The organism is Flagellimonas abyssi (assembly GCF_019457905.1).
GTDB lineage: Bacteria > Bacteroidota > Bacteroidia > Flavobacteriales > Flavobacteriaceae > Flagellimonas > Flagellimonas abyssi.
Genome location: NZ_JAHZSV010000007.1, coordinates 52,422 through 73,357, shown reverse-complemented (window position 1 = coordinate 73,357; position 20,936 = coordinate 52,422). Strand labels below are relative to the sequence as shown.

At 43.3% G+C, this 20,936-nt stretch carries 14 protein-coding genes; 12 read left to right on the top strand and 2 right to left on the bottom strand.

Annotated features, from left to right (window positions below):
* The first annotated feature begins 11 nt into the window (after nucleotides 1-11).
* Together nusA and infB are read left to right on the top strand one after the other, a co-directional pair.
* Nucleotides 12-1,244 carry a transcription termination factor NusA gene (nusA, locus tag K1F36_RS06750; protein WP_176619732.1) on the top strand — a complete coding sequence of 411 codons (1,233 nt, stop codon included), beginning with the start codon at nucleotides 12-14 and terminating at the stop codon, nucleotides 1,242-1,244.
* A 41-nt stretch (nucleotides 1,245-1,285) separates the two neighbouring features.
* Entirely contained in the window at nucleotides 1,286-4,045 is a 2,760-nt protein-coding gene (gene infB / locus K1F36_RS06745; protein WP_220113135.1) for a translation initiation factor IF-2, read from the top strand.
* Between the two features lie 51 nt (nucleotides 4,046-4,096).
* Here the strand turns inward: infB and K1F36_RS06740 are convergent, their stop codons facing one another.
* Nucleotides 4,097-4,468 (bottom strand): SPOR domain-containing protein, encoded by a 372-nt coding sequence (locus K1F36_RS06740; RefSeq protein ID WP_220113134.1) that lies wholly within the window; start codon nucleotides 4,466-4,468, stop codon nucleotides 4,097-4,099.
* A gap of 235 nt (nucleotides 4,469-4,703) precedes the next feature.
* Here K1F36_RS06740 and K1F36_RS06735 point away from each other — a divergent pair, with 235 nt between their 5' ends.
* The 9 genes from K1F36_RS06735 to K1F36_RS06695 all read left to right on the top strand — a co-directional run bounded on the left by K1F36_RS06735 (nucleotide 4,704) and on the right by K1F36_RS06695 (nucleotide 17,431).
* Entirely contained in the window at nucleotides 4,704-6,062 is a 1,359-nt protein-coding gene (locus K1F36_RS06735; protein ID WP_220113133.1) for a c-type cytochrome, read from the top strand.
* A gap of 32 nt (nucleotides 6,063-6,094) precedes the next feature.
* Nucleotides 6,095-9,229 (top strand): TAT-variant-translocated molybdopterin oxidoreductase, encoded by a 3,135-nt coding sequence (locus K1F36_RS06730; protein ID WP_220113132.1) that lies wholly within the window; start codon nucleotides 6,095-6,097, stop codon nucleotides 9,227-9,229.
* 30 nt (nucleotides 9,230-9,259) lie between these two features.
* Nucleotides 9,260-11,011 (top strand): NrfD/PsrC family molybdoenzyme membrane anchor subunit, encoded by a 1,752-nt coding sequence (nrfD, locus tag K1F36_RS06725; RefSeq protein WP_220113131.1) that lies wholly within the window; start codon nucleotides 9,260-9,262, stop codon nucleotides 11,009-11,011.
* Between the two features lie 2 nt (nucleotides 11,012-11,013).
* Nucleotides 11,014-11,541, top strand: coding sequence for a DUF3341 domain-containing protein (locus K1F36_RS06720; protein WP_207034750.1), 528 nt, complete (start codon nucleotides 11,014-11,016; stop codon nucleotides 11,539-11,541).
* Between the two features lie 4 nt (nucleotides 11,542-11,545).
* Complete coding sequence (locus K1F36_RS06715) at nucleotides 11,546-12,115, top strand: c-type cytochrome (RefSeq protein ID WP_220113130.1); 570 nt, start codon at nucleotides 11,546-11,548, stop codon at nucleotides 12,113-12,115.
* A gap of 17 nt (nucleotides 12,116-12,132) precedes the next feature.
* Nucleotides 12,133-13,467, top strand: a complete 1,335-nt coding sequence (locus K1F36_RS06710) for a quinol:cytochrome C oxidoreductase (RefSeq protein ID WP_220113129.1) — start codon at nucleotides 12,133-12,135, stop codon at nucleotides 13,465-13,467.
* A 33-nt stretch (nucleotides 13,468-13,500) separates the two neighbouring features.
* The gene (locus K1F36_RS06705; RefSeq protein ID WP_220113128.1) at nucleotides 13,501-14,622 is read left to right on the top strand and encodes a cytochrome c oxidase subunit II; all 1,122 of its coding nucleotides are present in this window, start codon (nucleotides 13,501-13,503) and stop codon (nucleotides 14,620-14,622) included.
* A gap of 38 nt (nucleotides 14,623-14,660) precedes the next feature.
* Nucleotides 14,661-16,484, top strand: coding sequence for a cytochrome c oxidase subunit I (locus K1F36_RS06700; protein WP_108246301.1), 1,824 nt, complete (start codon nucleotides 14,661-14,663; stop codon nucleotides 16,482-16,484).
* A gap of 122 nt (nucleotides 16,485-16,606) precedes the next feature.
* A complete protein-coding gene (locus K1F36_RS06695; protein ID WP_220113127.1) occupies nucleotides 16,607-17,431 on the top strand; it encodes a GIN domain-containing protein in 825 nt (274 codons plus the stop codon).
* 3 nt (nucleotides 17,432-17,434) lie between these two features.
* Here the strand turns inward: K1F36_RS06695 and K1F36_RS06690 are convergent, their stop codons facing one another.
* Entirely contained in the window at nucleotides 17,435-19,687 is a 2,253-nt protein-coding gene (locus tag K1F36_RS06690; RefSeq protein ID WP_220113126.1) for an acyl-CoA dehydrogenase family protein, read from the bottom strand.
* 129 nt (nucleotides 19,688-19,816) lie between these two features.
* Between K1F36_RS06690 and ruvB the strand changes: the two genes are divergently transcribed.
* Nucleotides 19,817-20,839 (top strand): Holliday junction branch migration DNA helicase RuvB, encoded by a 1,023-nt coding sequence (gene ruvB, locus K1F36_RS06685; RefSeq protein WP_176619720.1) that lies wholly within the window; start codon nucleotides 19,817-19,819, stop codon nucleotides 20,837-20,839.
* The last annotated feature ends 97 nt before the right edge of the window (nucleotides 20,840-20,936 follow it).

Here is a 20,936-nt window from a genome sequence, read left to right as displayed (position 1 = left end):
TGTAGTAGAAAATGGAAAACCTAGCGCTCATCGAATCCTTTTCGGAGTTTAAGGACGATAAGTTTATTGACAGGGTGACCCTTATGGCGATTTTGGAAGAAGTATTCCGAAGTGCGTTAAAGAAAAAATTTGGTTCTGACGACAATTTTGATATCATTATCAACCCCGATAAAGGGGATTTGGAAATATGGAGAAACCGTGTGGTGGTTGAAGATGGGGAGGTTGAAGAGCCCAATGAGGAAATATCCTTGTCCGAAGCTAGAAAAATCGAGCCCGATTTTGAAGTTGGCGAGGATGTATCAGAAGAGGTAAAGCTTATCGATCTTGGGAGAAGAGCTATTCTGGCATTGCGCCAAAACTTGATATCCAAGATACATGAGCACGATAATACCACCATCTACAAGCAATTTAAAGACTTGGAAGGTGAGATATATACCGCTGAGGTGCATCATATCAGACATCGTGCAGTAATTTTGTTGGATGATGAAGGAAACGAAATCATCCTTCCAAAGGAAAAGCAGATACCTTCCGACTTTTTCCGAAAGGGAGATAATGTTCGAGGAATTATCGAAAGTGTGGAACTTAAAGGAAACAAGCCGGCCATTATCATGTCCAGAACATCACCGATTTTCTTGGAGCAATTGTTCTTTCAAGAGATTCCAGAGGTGTTCGATGGCTTGATCACCATTAAAAAAGCAGTTCGTATCCCAGGTGAAAAAGCGAAAGTTGCTGTTGACTCCTATGATGATAGAATTGATCCCGTGGGTGCCTGTGTGGGTATGAAGGGTTCAAGAATCCATGGTATCGTACGTGAGTTGGGCAACGAAAATATTGATGTGATCAATTGGACCAACAATCCGCAATTGATGGTGACTAGGGCTTTAAGTCCTGCAAGAGTATCATCCGTTAAACTAAACGATGAGAAAAAAACAGCACAAGTATACCTAAAGCCGGAGGAGGTTTCCAAAGCTATTGGTAGAGGTGGGCATAATATACGTTTGGCTGGTCAATTGACTGGTTATGAAATAGATGTGTTCCGTGAAGGCGTTGAGGAAGATGTGGAGTTGACCGAGTTTTCCGATGAAATCGAAGGCTGGGTAATCGAAGAGTTCAAGAAGATTGGATTGGATACCGCACGCAGCGTTCTGGAGCAAGATGTTAAAGACTTGGCGAAGCGAACCGATTTAGAAGAGGAAACAATTCAGGAAGTCGTTCGCATCCTCAAGGAAGAATTTGAAGATTAGGCTTATATTAGCAGCGAAAATTTAGGGAAGTAAAATTATTTATGGCAGAAAATCCAACAATACGACTTAACAAAGTTCTCAGAGAATTGAACATTTCACTGGATAGGGCAGTCGATTACCTAGCCTCGGAAGGGCATGAGGTAGAGGCGCGTCCTACCACTAAAATATCCAATGAGGTGTATCAAGTTCTGTTGGATGAGTTCCAAACGGATAAGAGTAAAAAGGTCGCTTCTAAGGAAGTTGGTGAAGAAAAGCGCAAGGAAAAAGAAGCTATCCGAATCCGTATGGAGAAGGAGCAGGAAGAGCGCAGGTTGGCCAAAGAGAAGAAAGAGGCTGAGCAGGAAGTAGTAAAGGCCAAAGCGGAGCTTGCTGGACCAAAGACAGTAGGCAAAATCGATTTGGATAAAAAGCCAGAGCAGCCAAAGAAAGAAGAGCCAAAACAGCAAGAAGAAGCGCCAGCTCAGAAAGAAGAAGCGCCAAAAGTTGAGCCAGAAAAAGCCAAAGAGACTGAAAAGCCTAAAGCTTCGGAGCCGGAAAAAGCCGTAGAGAAAGAAAGTAAAGAAACTGAAACCAAGGAGGAAAAGGTTGAGGCGGAAAAACCAAAAGAGGCTACGGAAAGCACTGAGTCTGGTACTTTAAAGACCAATTACCAGAAACTTTCCGGACCTAAAATCACAGGTGATAAAATTGACCTTTCGCAGTTCAAGAAACCGGTGAAAAAGAAAAAGGAAGACCCTCAAAAAGGAAACAAGGGAGGGGCTTCATCCGATGCCGGAGAGCGCAAAAAGCGTCGTAGAAGAATAGTAAAGAATGGCCCGCAAACTGGTGGGGGCAATAGAAATAGTAGGCCTGGAGTAGGTAGAAAGGGACAGCGTTCCAATGCACCTAAAGTTGAGCCTACAGAAGAAGAAGTACAAAAACAAGTAAGGGAGACCCTTGAAAAACTTCAGGGTAAATCCAGTAAAGGTCGAGGAGCCAAATATCGTAGGGAGAAAAGAGATCAGCACCGTCAACAAACGGAGAAAGACCTTGAACAACAGGAATTGGACAGCAAGATTTTGAAGGTGACGGAATTTGTTACCGTGAACGAGCTTGCTACCATGATGAACGTTTCTACCACCCAGATTATCTCGGCTTGTATGTCCCTTGGTATCATGGTGACGCTCAACCAACGTTTGGATGCAGAAACACTTTCCATTGTGGCCGATGAATTTGGTTACGAAGTGGAATTCGTTACTGCGGAAATCGAAGAAACCATTGAGGAGGTCGAGGATAGCCCAGAAGATTTGAAGGCCCGTGCACCAATTGTTACTGTAATGGGACACGTTGACCACGGTAAAACATCCTTGCTGGATTATGTTCGTCAAGAGAATGTGATAGCCGGGGAAAGTGGTGGAATAACACAGCACATTGGTGCCTATGGGGTTGCTTTGGAAGATGGACAAAAAATCACCTTCTTGGATACTCCCGGTCACGAAGCGTTTACCGCAATGAGGGCGCGTGGAGCTCAAGTAACCGATATTGCCATTATTGTAATCGCTGCAGATGATGATATCATGCCTCAAACAAAAGAAGCTATAAGTCATGCTCAGGCAGCCGGAGTGCCGATAGTGTTTGCTATCAACAAGGTTGATAAACCAACGGCGAACCCAGACAAGATTAAGGAAGGCTTGGCTCAAATGAACTTATTGGTAGAAGATTGGGGTGGTAAAGTACAGTCCCATGACATTTCAGCCAAAACAGGGCAGGGGGTCAAAGAGCTTTTGGAGAAAGTATTGTTGGAAGCCGAACTTTTGGAGTTGAAAGCAAATCCAGGCAGGTTGGCATCGGGAACGGTTGTTGAAGCTTTCTTGGACAAAGGTAGAGGTTATGTTGCCACTATTTTGGTTCAAACAGGTACCCTTAAAATAGGTGACTATGTACTCGCAGGTACATGTAGTGGCAAGGTAAAGGCCATGCATGATGAAAGAGGACACAATATTGATAGTGCTGGCCCATCCACACCAATTTCTATTTTGGGATTGGACGGGGCGCCACAAGCAGGTGATAGGTTCCATGTATTGGAAGATGAGCGTGAAGCAAAACAGATTGCGGCAAAACGTTCGCAATTGCAACGTGAACAGTCTGTAAGGACTCAACGTCATATTACGTTGGATGAAATTGGACGAAGAATCGCATTGGGCGACTTCCAAGAGCTTAACATTATCCTCAAGGGGGATGTGGACGGTTCCGTAGAAGCCTTGACGGATTCGTTCCAAAAACTATCTACCGACGAGATACAGGTAAACATCATACACAAAGGTGTAGGTGCCATTACCGAGTCGGATGTACTATTGGCAAGTGCCTCAGATGCAATTATTATCGGATTTAACGTAAGGCCAATGGGCAATGCCAGGTCTATCGCCGATAAAGAGGAAATCGATATCAGGATGTACTCGATTATCTATGATGCCATCAATGACCTTAAGGACGCGATGGAGGGCATGTTGTCTCCAGAGATGAAAGAGGAGGTTACAGGTAATGCGGAGATAAGGGAGACGTTCAAAATCTCTAAAATTGGAACCATTGCGGGTTGTATGGTGACCAGTGGAAAAATCTTTAGAAACTCGCGTATACGACTTATCCGTGATGGTGTTGTGGTCTATACAGGTGAATTGGCCTCGTTAAAACGATTCAAGGACGATGTCAAGGAAGTAGCCAAAGGTTACGACTGTGGATTGCAGATCAAGAACTACAATGATATTAGGGAAGGTGATATTGTAGAAGCCTTCCAGGAAGTTGCAGTGAAGAAAAAGCTGTAAATGATAATAATCATAAATAAAAAATCCCGCTCAATGGCGGGATTTTTTTAGTTAAGATTCTTTCTGCTCAGGTTTTAAGAGCATGGCATCCGGATATTTTTTCCGAACCTCTAAATATTTTCTTTCGGCCTCCAATTTGGTTTTGAAACGTCCCAATCTCACACGATAGGTCGGGGACTCAAACTCTATTTTGGAATACCAATCAGGAAAATCAATTTCAACCTGACTTAATAGGTCTTGTGCTTTCTGATAATTGCCAAAACCTACTTGGATTTGATAATATCCCGTGTTGGCATTTACCTTGGTGTACAATTTTACCAACTCATTTATTTTCGGGTCCTGGTGAATAGTTACCTGTCCGTCCTGGGCCAATACCTGAGTTGTAAAAGCAATTAGAATTGCGCTAAAAACAGCCGTTTTCATGTTATTTACTCGTTGTATGATTTATGCTTATTGCAAATGTAGATTATTAAAGGTTAACCAAGTCGAGCGCAAGTTATTTAGAATCTTTATAAATTAAGAGTTATGAATACCTTAAGATTTCAAAAAATGACTGTATGTCTTACTTTTGTTGCCATTCTTGGTAGGGTAAAAAGCTATTGCTCTCAAACTCAATAGAAAGAATCATGCCAAAGATTTCGATAGAAATTTCACGAATATGAAAAAGGTTTTATACCGCCATCTATTTTCTAAAGTTTTAGGTTTAACTCTCCTATTATTCTCATCATCTTTTTATGCGCAAGAAGAAGCAGAGGCTGCGAGCGATGCTACTGCGGAGGCTGTTGATGGTGATCCGGTAAAAGGAAAACAACTCTTTAATCAGAACTGTGCCGCATGTCACTCCTTGGATAGGAAAATGACAGGTCCCGCATTGGCAAATGTGGAGACCAGATTGGCCGATGATGAAGGGTTGGACAAAGAATGGATTTACGCATGGGTAAAAAACAGCCCTGCTGTAATCGCCTCTGGAGATTCTTACGCGAACAAAATCTACGCAGAGTACAATCAGGCGGCCATGACGCCGTTCCCAACATTGTCCAACGAGGATATTGACAATATTTTGGCCTATACCGCTGCTCCGCCAAAGGCGCCGGCTCAAGCTGCTGGTGCTGCTCAAGCTGCAGGTGAAGGTTCTGGTGGTTCAAGTTCCGGGATTTCCAATGAGATGATTCTTGGGGCCTTGGCCTTGGTTTTTGGTCTGTTGGTCATCATGTTGATTTTGGTCAACAAGACTTTGCGAAGAATTGCGGAGGCCAATGGTGTTGTTCTGGAAAAGGAGAAAGAAAAACGTTTGCCTATCTGGAAAGCATTTGTTCAAAACCAGTTCTTGGTTTTGGTGACAGTTGTTTTCTTATTGTTGGGCAGTGCTTATTTTGCTTACGGCTATTTAATGCAGGTTGGTGTGGATCAGGGTTATGCCCCGGTTCAGCCAATTCACTTCTCGCATAAGATTCATGCAGGAGATAACGGTGTTGACTGTAAATACTGTCATTCCTCCGCAAGGGTTTCAAAAACTTCGGGGATTCCTTCCTTGAACGTTTGTATGAACTGTCATAAATCCATCTACGAATACACTGGTACCGCAGAGGGTCCTTCAGCTGAAGATTTGGCTGCTGGTCATACCAATGAGTTCTACACTGGTGAGATTAAAAAATTATATAAGGCAGTTGGATGGGATGAAGAAAACCAAAGCTATACTGGCAATAGTCAGCCAGTGGAGTGGGTTAGGATCCATAATCTTCCCGATTTTGCCTACTTTAACCACTCACAGCACGTTTCCGTAGCGGGTGTTGACTGTCAGACATGTCACGGTCCGGTAGAGGAAATGGAAATTGTTGAGCAACATGCTCCATTAACAATGGGGTGGTGTATCAACTGTCACCGCGAAACCAATGTGAAGATTCAGGGTAACGCATACTACGAGGCAATCCACGAAGAGTTGGCCAAAAAGTATGGAGTTGAGGAAGTGACCGCTGCAATGATGGGTGGTCTAGAGTGTGGAAAGTGTCACTATTAAGAATTAAAAGAAGATAATCTCAGATATATCGTATGGCATCAAACAAAAAATATTGGAAAAGTGAAGCGGAGTTGAATCCGAACGATTCCATTGTTGAGGCGCTAAGAAACAACGAGTTTACCGAAGAGATTCCCGTTGATGAGTTTTTGGGGGACAAGGAGAATTTGTCCCAATCGAACACATCCCGTAGGGATTTCTTGAAATATGTAGGTTTCAGTACTGCTGCGGCAACTGTTGCGGCGTGCGAAGGCCCGGTTCATAAATCGATTCCTTATGTGGTGCAGCCGGACAATATTGTTCCCGGTGTTGCCAACTACTACGCAACCACTATCGCGGATGGTTTTGATTTCGCCAGCATCTTGGTAAAGACCAGGGAGGGAAGGCCTATCAAAATTGAAAACAATACCGATGCAAAAGTTAATGGCGGTGCCAATGCAAGAGTGCAGGCTTCTGTTTTGACTTTGTATGATAGCAAAAGGGTTCAAGGGCCAATGGCCAATGGTGAGCCAGTTGAGTGGAAGGTCTTGGATGCTACGGTTAAGGCTAAGTTGAATGCCTTGAAGGGTTCTAGCAAACAAGTGGTGCTGTTAACGCAGACCTATGCCAGTCCATCTACTACAAAATTGATTTCTGAGTTTAAGGAAGCATACGGGGAGAACGTGAACCATGTGGTTTACGACGCTATCTCCGAAGATGCCGCTCTGAACGCTTATAGTAAAGCTTACGGTGAAAGAGCCTTGGCAGACTACGACTTTGAAAAAGCTGATTTGATTGTTTCTTTCGGAGCTGATTTCCTTGGGGATTGGCAGGGTGGTGGATACGATTCAGGTTATGCCAAAGGACGTGTTCCAAAAAATGGTAAAATGTCCAGGCACGTGCAGTTGGAGGCTAATATGTCTTTGACCGGTGCGAATGCGGACAAGAGATACCCAATGACGCCGACCCAACAAAAAGTTGCCCTTGCCAAATTGTATGGCAAATTGAATGGCAGTAACGTTGGTGGTGGAACGTCTGATGTTGACGAAGCTGTTGATAAGGTTGCGGCCGAAATCAAAAAAGCGGGCAGCAAAGCAGTTGTTGTTAGTGGACTTAATGATGAGAATGCACAGACCGTTGTGTTGGCCATCAATAAATTGTTGGGCAGCGAAGCTTTCGATGCTAACAAGCCAAAATATGTGCGTCAAGGTGATGTTGCAAAAGTGAACAAGCTTATTGCGGACATGAACGCGGGTCGTGTTGGTGCATTGATTATGGATGGTGTTAACCCGGCCTACACGTTGCCGAATGCCGATGAGTTCCTCGCTGGACTTGGGCAGGTAGATGTATCGGTTGACTTTGCTTTTAATAATGATGAAACGGCTCAGGCTTCTACTTATGTTGCTGCAGCTTCGCATTATTTGGAATCTTGGGGTGATGCCGAATTCAAAAAAGGAGAATTTAGCTTAATGCAGCCAGCAATTCGAGAGTTGTTTGATACAAGACAGTTTCAATCGGCACTTTTGACCTGGATGGGCGTTGAGAAAACATATTACGAATACATTAAAGAGACTTGGAGTGCCGATGTGCTTCAGGGAGGTTCTTGGAACAAAGCGTTACAGGACGGTGTTTATGCTGCTTCGGCCAGTAGTGTGGCTGTAGCAGAAGATGTTAAACCACAAACAACTTCTCAGGGAGATGACGAAGAAGTTCAGCCAGAAATCGTTCCAATTGCTTCTGCAATTCGCTCTTTGGTGAATTCAACCAGTGCAGGAACCGAATTGGTGCTGTATTCCAAAACTGGAATGGGTGATGGTCGTCAGGCCAACAATCCTTGGTTGCAGGAGTTCCCTGATCCAATTTCAAGGGTTTCTTGGGATAACTACGTAACCGTTTCCAAGGCGGATGCAGAGTCTTGGGGTCTTGAAAACAGCATTGAAGCCGATGGAGGTGTCAATGGTAGCTACGTAAAATTGACCGTAGATGGTAAAGTGCTGGAAAATGTTCCGGTGATTATTCAGCCAGGTCAGGCCGTAGGAACTGTAGGTTTGGCTTTCGGATACGGAAAGAAAGCCGGAATGCAAGAGGAGATGGCTACAGGGGTCAATGCCTATACTTTGTATAGCAATTTCTCCGATGTGCAATCTGTAACAGTAGAGAGAACTGGTGGTGAGCACGAATTTGCTTGTATCCAGTCACATAAGACATTGATGGGTAGAGGGGATATTATCAAGGAAACTACCTTGGAAATCTTCAATACCAAAGACCACGCAGAGTGGAATCCGATGCCGCATGTAACGCTGAATCACAATGAAATACCTGTGACTTCACCGGATGCGGATCTTTGGGAAGAATTTGATAGAAGCGTTGGACATCACTTTAACTTGTCCATCGATTTGAACGCATGTACCGGTTGTGGTGCTTGTGTTATAGCATGTCATGCAGAGAATAACGTTCCTGTAGTTGGAAAACGCGAAATGCGTCGTTCCAGAGATATGCACTGGTTGCGTATTGATAGATACTATTCTTCTGAGGAGACTTTTGAGGAAGATAACGAGAAGAAGGAAAATATGGATGGCCTATGGGGAGATCAAGGTTCCCTTGGTGGTTTCAGGGAGATGGAAGATCCATCTGCCAACCCACAAGTGGCATTCCAACCTGTAATGTGTCAGCACTGTAACCACGCTCCTTGTGAAACGGTTTGTCCGGTTGCGGCAACATCTCACGGTAGACAAGGTCAAAACCATATGGCATATAACCGTTGTGTGGGTACAAGATATTGTGCCAACAACTGTCCGTATAAAGTTCGTAGGTTCAACTGGTTCTTGTACAACAACAATGACGAGTTCGACTTCAACATGAACAACGATTTGGGTAAAATGGTAATCAACCCGGATGTAAACGTACGTTCAAGAGGTGTAATGGAAAAATGCTCTATGTGTATCCAAATGACTCAAAAGACTATTTTGGATGCCAAGAGAGATGGAAGAGTCATCAAAGATGGAGAGTTCCAAACAGCATGTTCTGCGGCTTGTAGCAGTGGGGCCATGGTATTTGGAGATATCAATGACCACGACAGTAAAGTGGCGGAGTTGAAGAACGATGACAGAATGTACCATCTGTTGGAGCATGTAGGAACAAAACCAAATGTGTTCTACCATGTTAAAGTTAGAAACACCAACGAGGCTTAATCAATAAAAGAAGTAACTAGAAGATAAATTATGGCGTCGCATTACGAAGCACCTATTCGAAAGCCCTTAGTGGTCGGAGACAAAGGATACCACGATGTAACAGTGGACATTGCCCGTCCGGTTGAGGGAAAGGCCAATAAGCAATGGTGGATTGTATTTTCCATCGCATTAGTGGCATTCCTCTGGGGTCTAGGATGTATCATTTATACCGTTTCCACAGGTATTGGGGTTTGGGGACTTAACCGAACCGTTAACTGGGCCTGGGATATTACCAACTTTGTATGGTGGGTAGGTATTGGTCACGCAGGTACACTTATTTCAGCTGTACTCTTGCTTTTTCGTCAAAAGTGGAGAATGGCAATCAACCGTTCTGCTGAGGCGATGACCATTTTCTCGGTTGTTCAGGCAGGGTTGTTCCCGATTATCCACATGGGTCGTCCATGGTTGGGTTACTGGGTGCTTCCGATCCCTAACCAATTTGGTTCCTTGTGGGTGAACTTTAACTCACCTTTGCTTTGGGACGTATTTGCGATTTCAACGTATCTTTCTGTATCATTGGTTTTCTGGTGGACAGGTCTTTTGCCTGACTTCGCTATGATTCGTGATAGAGCGGTAAAACCGTTCCAAAAGAAAATATACAGCTTGTTGAGCTTCGGTTGGACAGGAAGAGCTAAAGACTGGCAGCGTTTTGAGGAAGTATCCTTGGTATTGGCAGGTTTGGCAACGCCACTTGTACTTTCCGTACACACGATTGTATCCTTTGACTTTGCTACTTCGGTAATTCCAGGATGGCACACCACCATCTTCCCACCGTACTTTGTTGCCGGTGCGATTTTCTCTGGATTTGCCATGGTAAACACGCTTTTGATCATTATGCGTAAAGTGTGTAGTCTTGAAGCTTATATTACAGTACAGCATATTGAGTTGATGAACATTGTAATCATGATTACAGGTTCCATTGTAGGATGTGCCTACATCACGGAGTTGTTCATTGCTTGGTACTCTGGGGTTGAGTACGAACAGTACGCCTTCTTGAACAGGGCTACGGGACCTTACTGGTGGGCTTACTGGTCCATGATGACCTGTAACGTGTTCTCGCCTCAGTTCATGTGGTTTAAAAAGCTACGTACCAGTATCATGTTCTCCTTCTTTATTTCTATTGTGGTAAACATAGGGATGTGGTTCGAGCGTTTCGTGATCATTGTTACCTCGTTGCATAGAGATTACTTGCCATCCTCATGGACCATGTTCTCCCCAACATTTGTGGATATAGGAATCTTTGTGGGAACCATCGGATTCTTCTTTGTATTGTTCCTGTTGTATTCCAGAACATTCCCTGTAATTGCTCAGGCAGAGGTAAAATCAATCTTGAAAGCATCCGGAGAAAAATATAAGACGCTTAGGGATTCAGGTAAACCGTTATATGTGATGCCACAAGGTGTGAGTAGAACAGTTACTTATAGCGAACCGATTACCGATGATGTTTTAATGGGCGAACCTGTACCAATGGTAGGAGATAAAGTAGGGGTTGATGAATTGCTTAGCGCAGTCGGAACGTTTGATTCCACCACCGAAACGCCGGACGACCTTAAAAAGATTAAAGGAGTAGGCCCAGAAATGGAGCGTACCTTAAACGAAATAGGCATATTTACCTATGCACAGGTCGCTCGAATGACCGAAAGAGAATATGATTTGCTAGACTCGATTACTGGGAGATTTCCAGGGCGTGCACAACGCGATGATTGGGCTGGTCAGGCAAAGTTGTTAAACGATAAAAAATAATTATGGCGTCAAAAGTTATACAGGCACTTTACAACGACGATGATGTGTTGATGCATGCCGTAAAAAAGGTTAGGGCAGAGCACCATCATATTGAAGAAGTGTACACTCCCTTCCCGGTTCACGGTTTGGACAAGGCTATGGGATTGGCGGACACACGAATCGCTATCACATCCTTTCTTTACGGATGTTTGGGGCTAACCGTCGCCGTAGTTATGATGAACTTTATCATGATCGAGGATTGGCCTCAGGATATTGGAGGTAAACCAAGTTTTAGCTACTTGGAAAACATGCCCGCCTTTGTTCCTATCATGTTCGAGCTTACGGTATTTTTTGCGGCTCACTTAATGGTGATCACTTTTTACCTAAGAAGTAGAATGTGGCCGTTCAAAAAGGCCGAGAACCCTGATAAGCGTACCACCGATGATCACTTTTTGATGGAAATCGGTTTGCACGATAACGAAAATGAACTTGCCGAATTGTTGTGGGAAACAGGAGCGGTAGAAGTAAAAGTTACAGAAAAGGAGTCTTAATAATATGAAGCAATTAGGTAAAATAAGTGTTGTTTTGGTACTAGTTATCTTCGCTGCATCTTGCGCGGACAAGAACAGTCCAAACTACCAATTCATGCCAAACATGTACGAACCTGTAGGATATGAGGCCTATCAAGGTGTGGACAACGGATTGTTCCCCGATGGGACCGAAGCCATGTTGCCACCGGAAGGGACCATTTCCAGAGGATACATGCCCTATGAGTTTGAAAACACTCCGGAAGGTAAAGAATTAGCAAGATTGAACACAAGTCCTTTGGATTCCTTGAAACAAGAGGAAAATTTGGTAAAAGGGGCGGAGCTTTATGCAATTTATTGTGCCGTTTGCCATGGACCAAAAGGAGATGGGCAAGGCAATCTTGTTAAGAACGAAAAAATATTGGGTGTTCCCAGCTACGATGATCCAGCTAGAAATATTACGGTAGGAACCACTTACCATACTATTTATTATGGATTGAACTCGATGGGCTCTTATGCCTCACAATTTGCCAACGAAGAAGAAATGTGGCAAGTGTCCGAGTACGTGATGAAGTTAAAGGAAGACCTAACAAAATAATAGGATAAGAAGAAACTATGTATACCTTTTCAAACAAACTTAGACTAGGATCTTTCATCGCCATGGGGCTAGGATTCATTTTCCTTGTAATTGGTTTTATGTCTGCCCCATCAACTGTGGAAGAAGCCAAGGCCATGGTAGCAGTTCACGATGATGGTCATGGAGGAGGGCATGCAGAAGCGGCCACCGAAAGCCATGGAGATCAGGGCCACGGAGTAGAGGCTTCTCATGGTGAGGAACACGATTCTTCCCACGACGAGCATTTGTTGAGCCAGTTGAAAAACAGGCCATGGTCCGCACTTTATGTAGCAGCCTTCTTTTTCTTTATGATATCATTGGGCGTATTGGCATTCTATGCCATACAACGTGCAGCCCAAGCAGGTTGGTCCCCATTGCTCTTTAGAGTTATGGAGGGAATAACGGCGTACTTGGTTCCAGGAGGAATCATAGTATTTGTGATTTTGTTGCTCTCTGCAATGCACATGAACCACCTTTTTGTGTGGATGGATTCAGAAGTAGTTGCACACGATGAATTGCTTCAAGGAAAGGCTGGATATTTGAACCCTACTTTCTTTTTGATCAGAGCCGCGATATTCTTGGGAGGATGGATTTTTTACCGTCAATATTCAAGAAAATTGTCTTTGGCTCAAGATGAATCGGATGACAATACCAACTTCGTAAAAAACTTTAGATGGTCTGCCGGTTTCTTGGTATTCTATCTTGTAACCGAGTCCATGATGTCTTGGGACTGGATCATGAGTGTTGATCCACACTGGTTCAGTACCTTGTTTGGATGGTATGTGTTCGCAAGTATGTTCGTGTCCGGTATCACCGTTATAGCTATGGTAACCGTTTACCTTAAATCAAAAGGATATTTAGAGGATGTGAACAACAGCCATATTCACGATTTGGCCAAGTTTATGTTCGGTATCAGTATTTTCTGGACGTATCTGTGGTTCGCCCAGTTCATGTTGATTTGGTATGCAAACATTCCTGAGGAGGTTACCTATTATGTAGCAAGGTTCCAAGATTATAAACTCCCATTCTTCGGAATGTTGGTACTTAACTTTGTGTTCCCATTATTGGTGCTTATGAACAGTGATTACAAGAGAATCAACTGGTTTGTGATCATGACCGGTATTGTGGTGCTTTTTGGCCATTATTTGGATATATTTAATATGATAATGCCTGCAACAGTTGGAGATCAATGGTTTATTGGTCTTCCTGAGATTGGTGGTATTTTGTTCTTCGGAGGTTTGTTTGTTTACTGGGTGTTTACCGCTTTGACAAAGGCGCCATTACAACCCAAACGAAACCCATTTATTGAGGAGAGTAGACATTTTCATTATTAATACATTACGATTTAAGTCTTAGATAGATATACGATGACTGCATTATTAACATTTACTGTTTTAGTATTGGTTGCGATTGCGATTTGGCAGATGACCAAAATTTTTGAACTATCGCAAACTAAAACAGAACGCTCTGAGATAGCCAACGATTCCGACAACAAAAACAACGGATATTTGTTGTTCGCGTTCCTGATCTTTATTTACGGAATCACAATTTTCAGTTTTGCCAAGTACTCCAAAATGCTTCTTCCAGAAGCTGCATCCGAACATGGTGGTGATTATGACCAGTTGATGTGGGTTTCATTCGCAATCATATTCTTTGTACAGACGATCACTCAGGCATTGTTGCACTACTTCGGGTATAAGTACAGGGGTGAAACAGGAAGAAAAGCACTTTTCTTTGCAGATAATGACAGATTGGAATTTATCTGGACCATTATTCCGGTAATAGTGTTGGCTGGTCTTATTCTTTGGGGATTATACACATGGACCAATATTATGGATGTCAACGAAGATGATGATCCATTGATCGTTGAGCTTTACGCCCAGCAATTCAACTGGACCGCTAGGTATGGCGGCGATGATAATGTACTTGGTGAAGCCAATGTTAGGTTGATAGATATCGCAAATGCCAACATTCTAGGTATTGATGAATCCGACCCTAATGCCGAGGATGATGTTATCGTAAAGGAGTTGCACTTGCCAGTAGGAAGAAAGGTAAACTTTAAAATGAGGTCGCAGGATGTATTGCACTCTGCTTACATGCCTCACTTTAGAGCTCAGATGAACTGTGTTCCCGGTATGATCACACAGTTTTCATTTACACCAACAGTGACAACAGAAGAAATGCGATTGAATCCCGATGTTGTGGATAAGGTAAAAAGAACCAATGTCATACGTGCTCAAAAAGGCGATGATCCATGGGAATTCGATTACATATTGTTGTGTAATAAAATATGCGGAAAATCTCACTATAACATGCAGATGAAGATTATAGTGGAGACCGAAGAGGAATTCAATGCTTGGATGGCCGAGCAGAAAACCTTTAAAGAATCTGTAATGGTTGATGAAGCAGAAACAGAAGCCGAAGAGCAAGTAGCCAGTACGGATGAAGAGGCAGATGTTGAATCAGAAGAATCCGCTTCGGAAGAGTAACAAACAACTTAAAAGAATAACGAAAAATTAATTGGAATATGTCTGAAGTAGCCCATGTAAGTCACGATGATCACCACGATGATCATGGACATCACCATAAGGAAACTTTCATCACAAAATACATTTTCAGTCAGGACCATAAGATGATATCCAAGCAATATCTGATTACCGGTCTAATCATGGGATTCATTGGTATTGCTATGTCATTGCTCTTTAGAATGCAGTTGGCATGGCCTGGCGAATCTTTTGGAATTTTTGAAGCTGTGCTTGGAAAATGGGCTCCAGACGGTGTTATGGATGCCGATATTTATTTGGCATTGGTTACCATCCACGGTACTTTGATGGTATTCTTCGTGTTGACACAGGGATTGAGTGGTACCTTCAGTAACCTTTTGATTCCATTGCAGATTGGTGCAAGGGATATGGCTTCCGGATTTATGAACATGATTTCTTATTGGATGTTCTTTATTTCATCCGTCATCATGATTATTTCATTGTTCGTAGAGGCAGGCCCCGCAGCAGCAGGTTGGACCATTTATCCACCATTGAGTGCGCTTCCAATGGCGCAGCCAGGTTCTGGTATGGGTATGACGCTTTGGTTGGTATCCATGGCCATCTTTATCGCTTCCTCGTTATTGGGATCATTGAACTACATCGTAACGGTCATCAACCTTAGAACAAAAGGTATGTCCATGACACGCTTGCCATTGACAATCTGGGCTTTCTTCGTAACAGCTATTATTGGTGTTATCTCTTTCCCGGTATTGTTGTCAGCGGCCTTGTTATTGATCATGGATAGAAGCTTTGGTACATCTTTCTTCCTGTCGGATATCTTTATCCAAGGAGAAGTATTGCACTATCAAGGTGGTTCCCCTGTACTGTACGAGCACTTGTTCTGGTTCTTGGGTCACCCTGAAGTATATATCGTATTGTTGCCGGCATTGGGTATTACATCCGAAGTAATGTCAACAAACGCAAGAAAACCGATTTTTGGATATAGAGCGATGGTTGCCTCGATTTTGGCAATTGCCTTCTTGTCCACAATTGTATGGGGTCACCACATGTTCGTATCTGGAATGAACCCGTTCTTGGGGTCTGTATTTACATTTACAACCCTTTTGATTGCGATACCATCAGCGGTAAAGGCATTTAACTATATCACCACATTGTGGAAAGGTAACCTGCAGTTGAACCCTGCCATGTTGTTCTCCATTGGTTTGGTGTCAACATTTATCACAGGAGGTCTAACAGGTATTATTTTGGGTGATAGTACGTTGGATATTAACGTACACGATACGTACTTCGTGGTAGCTCACTTCCACTTGGTAATGGGTATATCTGCACTGTACGGAATGTTCGCGGGTATCTATCACTGGTTTCCAAAAATGTTCCATGGCCGTATGATGAACAAAAACTTGGGTTATGTACACTTCTGGATTACCGCAGTCTGTGCCTACGGGGTATTCTTCCCGATGCACTTTGTGGGAATGGCCGGTGTGCCACGTCGTTACTATGAGAACACAGCGTTCCCTATGTTCGATGAATTGACCAACGTTCAGGTGTTAATGACCGTATTCGCAATTATTGCAGGTCTGGCCCAGTTGATATTCGTCTACAACTTTATCTCAAGTATATTCTACGGTAAAAAAGGACCTGTTAACCCATGGGGTTCAAATACATTGGAATGGACAACACCAAGGGAGCATATCCACGGTAACTGGCCTGGTGAGATTCCACACGTATACCGTTGGGCATACGATTATAGTAAAACATACGAGAATGGAGAGTACATTATTGCTGGGCAGGATTTTGTCCCGCAAAACGTTCCACTTCAAGAGAACGAAGAAGAACTCAACCACTAAAAAAATAGTTATATTAGTGAAAAGGCCCGTCCAATTTGGATGGGCTTTTTTTATTGGAACATATTTTGATGTGAATTGTATATCTTTAAAAGGCATTTCCCCTTTCACAAAAAACAACCAATATGAATAAGATTGTTATCCTACTTTTAGTGCTGTTTCCTATAGTGACCACTGCCCAGCGTAAGCCCAAAATAAAAGGAAGCCGCATTGTAACACAGGTGAGCGAGGAACTTCCGCCTTTTAATGCCATTATTTTGAATGATGACCTTGAAATCAATTTAAAGAAATCTTTAGGCCCTGGCTACCACCTTATAGCTGACGATAACTTGGTGGACATTCTAAAATTCGAGGTCAATGATGGTACATTGGTGATAAGTTCCTACTACAACATCACAGCAAAAAAGGAGTTGGAAATCACGGTGAATTACACCCAACTCAATGCAATTACTGTCAAGAACGGGACCATGGTCTCCCAAGACGTTATCCAATCCGAGGAGCTGTTCGTGGATGGTTTCAACAATACCAAATTGGACATTAAGGCGAATGCAGATGTAATGGACATAAATTTAGAAGACACCAGTAGGGGCGATTTTCATGTAGAGGTAGACTCGTTGAACATAAACCTGAATAAAAGGGCGCAGGCTTATGTATACGCGCAGATAAATTCCGGTGTTTTGGATTTGGAGGGAAACTCTTCGTTGGCCATGGAAGGCACTTCGGATAGATTCCATGCCAATCTAATGGAAGATGCCAACTATAAAGGGGAGGCCATGCAAATCAATTCAGTGCAACTGGAAATCACAGGGACCGCCAACGCAAGGGTATATTCATTTGGTGACATATCCATAAAATCCTCTGGAAATGCGGGTATTTACCTCTATGGCACACCAAAGATTACCATTGAAGAATTTTTGGGAACCTCCCAGCTCATCAAAAAAGAGGATTGACCATTACTTGGAGATAGGAGCGCTCATACAATGCCCGGGTATACCAAAACCATCTACCAATACTTCAATATGTGGCCTTAGTTCTGTGGATAAGCGTTCTACCCGCTGACGGATAGCCTTAGATTTGGTATTGCCAATATATCCTTGTTCCAAAAACCACCTCGCATCCGAATTGATTTGATCCAAAGCGTAAAGGCATCCCACTTTTTCCATTAAGGCCCTGTATTTAAGGTCCGCTATCTGCTCGCAATGGTCACAAAAAATAGTATACGCAAATTCTGTGCTGTAAGCTTTTCCCAATGCCAGTAAATGGGTCTGGACCTTAAGAAAAGCCTGGTACGAAGGAATTCCCTTTTTGATGTAGTTCCGAATCCGCATGGCTAGGGTGTAGGTAAGCCTGCGCGTGCGATAATCAAAAGCATGCTTATGGAACTTTGGATTGTACAGATGCTCAGCATCAACCTTGTTGGAATACATGGGATTTATCGCCGTAAGCTTATCCGAAAGCTGCGATTGGAGAAGTTTTAAAACTGATGCAAAGCCAGCACTATTGAATTCAGCCTGAAAATCGGATAGCACACCTTTTGCTGCTAATTGTAGCAACACTGTGTTATCTCCTTCAAAAGTGGTGAAAATGTCCACATCTCCCTTAAGGTCGGCAATCCGGTTCTCCAATAGATATCCTTTTCCCCCGCAGGCTTCACGACATTCTTGAATCGTGTCGTTGGCAAACCAGGTGATAATGGACTTCAGCCCTGCTACTTGTGTCTCGATCTTTCGTTTGTCAGGTTGCGAATCGTCACTGTAACGGTTCATCATATCTTCCAAAGTGAAATGATATACATAGGCTCCGGCAATTTTGGGGGTAAGCCTAAGCTGATGGGTGGGATAATCCATAATCAAGTCTTCCTGCACCTTTACATTATCATTGAACTGCCTACGGTTAAGTGCATATTTTACCGCAATGGACAAGGCCATTTTGCTGCCCCCCAAAGCGCCGCGGGCCACACAAATGCGTCCGCCCACCAAAGTTCCCAACATAGTGAAAAATCGCTTATTGGGATTTTTGATGGAGGAAAAGTATAAGCCATTATCTTTGATTTCCCCGTATTTGTTCAGCAAGTTTTGCCTGGGGACCTTTACATTGTTGAACCAGATTTTTCCATTGTCCACTCCGTTCAGTCCCAATTTATATCCATTGTCCTCGATGGTGATGCCCTCCAATGTCTCATGATTTTCGTTCCTCAGCGGAACTAGAATCGCATGCACCCCTTCATTTTTGCCATCGACGATCAGCTGTGCAAATACAGATGCCATTTTTGAATGCAAGGCGTTGCCAATGTATTCCTTATTGTCGTTCTTTCCTGGGGTATGTATAATGATGGAGTCCGATGCTTTATCGTAAGTAGCCGTTGTTTTGATGCCACGAACATTGGAACCGTGCCCGGTTTCTGTCATTGCAAAACAGCCCAGTAATTTGGTTTCCCCTGCGTCGGTCAAATATTGGTCGTGGTGCTTTTTTGTTCCTAATTTTTGGATGCTTCCACCAAAAAGCCCGAACTGGACACCAAATTTTATGGCCAAACTGCCGTCCACGAACATCAAATGTTCAAAAATAGCTGCATAAGCGGGCATATTGTCAGTTCCTCCATATGCATCAGGATAAGCCATTGCACCGTATCCGGCCTCGCCTAAAAGCTGAACCTGTTTCAAAACCCTATTCCGGAATTCGTCTTTATCCCGTAAAATTTCCCAAGCAAAATCAGGTTTCTCCAAAAACTTCCGGAACCCGTCAACCTCTTTGGCATGTTCACCTTTTAAAATAGTGTCCAGAACATCGGCATCGTATTCGTCCGAAGTTTTCTCATGTACCACTTCTACATCAAAGAGATGGTTGTAATGGTTGGGCTGTATGCCCAAATGAATTTCGATATGCTTTAATTGCTCGTTCAACTCCTCGTTTTTTACCAATCTTTGGCTGAGTGAGGTTAGAGGGTAGGTGTCGCTCTCAATCAGTTTTACTTTGGAAGTGGCAATGGTCTGCTTCCAGTTTTTGATTTCATCATCATGCGGAGGACGGTCTTTGTGCAACCAATTGCCTAATTGTTTTTTCTCTTCACTCGTCAGTGTTTCATCCAGCGCTATTACCTTTTGAACAACGGATATTTCGGAAGCGGAGAGCAGGTCATCGGACCATATCACATAGAAAAAAGGGATGTATTGTAGAATTCCAGTGGAATAATCTGTGGTAACCATAAAGGGATAAATTGACGAATTTTAAACTTATCTAAGGTAAGGTTTAGATTTTTAAGAAGTGAGTTCAAAACGGTATTTTAGTGCTTATGACTTTAGGTGGATTCCGTTTTCAACTATATTTGTTTAACCATGAATGAAAATTTAGATCCAACAGGCGAAAATCTTTCCCCGGAAGAGTTTGATATAGAAAGGGCTTTACGGCCCATAAGTTTTGATGACTTTACTGGGCAGGCCCAAGTATTGGAAAACCTGAAGGTTTTTGTGCAGGCCGCCAATCTTCGGGGCGAGGCCTTGGACCATACTCTTTTTCATGGGCCTCCGGGTCTTGGTAAAACAACGTTGGCGCACATTCTTGCCAATGAGCTTGGTGTGGGAATAAAGGTTACCTCTGGGCCCGTACTCGATAAACCTGGTGATTTGGCAGGCTTGTTGACCAATTTGGATGAACGGGATGTCCTTTTTATTGATGAGATCCATAGATTGAGCCCCATCGTGGAAGAATATCTGTATTCTGCCATGGAGGATTATAAAATTGATATCATGATAGAGACAGGGCCCAACGCCCGTACCGTGCAGATTAATTTGAGTCCGTTTACCTTGATCGGTGCCACTACACGGTCAGGTTTGTTGACGGCTCCCATGCGTGCAAGGTTTGGGATCCAGAGCCGTTTGCAATATTACAATACAGAATTATTGTCTACTATTGTGGAGCGTAGTGCGGAAATTTTAAACGTGCCGATAACCAATGATGCGGCGATAGAGATTGCCGGTCGGAGCAGGGGAACACCTAGAATTTGCAATGCACTTTTGCGAAGGGTCCGGGATTTTGCCCAAATAAAGGGTAACGGGAAAATTGACCTCGAAATCTCCCAGTTTGGTCTTAAGGCCCTAAATGTGGATGCCCATGGACTGGATGAAATGGACAACAAAATCTTGACCACCATCATAGATAAGTTCAAGGGAGGGCCGGTTGGAATCACCACCTTGGCAACGGCAGTGTCCGAAAGTGCCGAAACTTTGGAAGAAGTTTACGAGCCGTTTCTGATTCAGCAAGGCTTTATAATGCGAACCCCTCGAGGACGTGAAGTCACGGAACTTGCGTACAAACATTTGGGCAAGGTAAAGGGCGGTACGCAGGGTGGATTGTTTTGATGTTTTGTTGCTTTCCAGTTTTAAATCTTTTTGTAATTTACTAGCTTGTTTGATTGTCTTCTTGGATTAGAAATTCATTTTATGAGAATCAAGGAAA

Excerpts from the sequence above, each read along its gene's own strand:
- nusA (WP_176619732.1), top strand. The coding sequence starts at position 12 with ATGGAAAACCTAGCGCTCATCGAATCCTTTTCGGAGTTTAAGGACGAT.
- infB (WP_220113135.1), top strand. The coding sequence starts at position 1,286 with ATGGCAGAAAATCCAACAATACGACTTAACAAAGTTCTCAGAGAATTG.
- K1F36_RS06740 (WP_220113134.1), bottom strand. The coding sequence starts at position 4,468 with ATGAAAACGGCTGTTTTTAGCGCAATTCTAATTGCTTTTACAACTCAG.
- K1F36_RS06735 (WP_220113133.1), top strand. The coding sequence starts at position 4,704 with ATGAAAAAGGTTTTATACCGCCATCTATTTTCTAAAGTTTTAGGTTTA.
- K1F36_RS06730 (WP_220113132.1), top strand. The coding sequence starts at position 6,095 with ATGGCATCAAACAAAAAATATTGGAAAAGTGAAGCGGAGTTGAATCCG.
- nrfD (WP_220113131.1), top strand. The coding sequence starts at position 9,260 with ATGGCGTCGCATTACGAAGCACCTATTCGAAAGCCCTTAGTGGTCGGA.
- K1F36_RS06720 (WP_207034750.1), top strand. The coding sequence starts at position 11,014 with ATGGCGTCAAAAGTTATACAGGCACTTTACAACGACGATGATGTGTTG.
- K1F36_RS06715 (WP_220113130.1), top strand. The coding sequence starts at position 11,546 with ATGAAGCAATTAGGTAAAATAAGTGTTGTTTTGGTACTAGTTATCTTC.
- K1F36_RS06710 (WP_220113129.1), top strand. The coding sequence starts at position 12,133 with ATGTATACCTTTTCAAACAAACTTAGACTAGGATCTTTCATCGCCATG.
- K1F36_RS06705 (WP_220113128.1), top strand. The coding sequence starts at position 13,501 with ATGACTGCATTATTAACATTTACTGTTTTAGTATTGGTTGCGATTGCG.
- K1F36_RS06700 (WP_108246301.1), top strand. The coding sequence starts at position 14,661 with ATGTCTGAAGTAGCCCATGTAAGTCACGATGATCACCACGATGATCAT.
- K1F36_RS06695 (WP_220113127.1), top strand. The coding sequence starts at position 16,607 with ATGAATAAGATTGTTATCCTACTTTTAGTGCTGTTTCCTATAGTGACC.
- K1F36_RS06690 (WP_220113126.1), bottom strand. The coding sequence starts at position 19,687 with ATGGTTACCACAGATTATTCCACTGGAATTCTACAATACATCCCTTTT.
- ruvB (WP_176619720.1), top strand. The coding sequence starts at position 19,817 with ATGAATGAAAATTTAGATCCAACAGGCGAAAATCTTTCCCCGGAAGAG.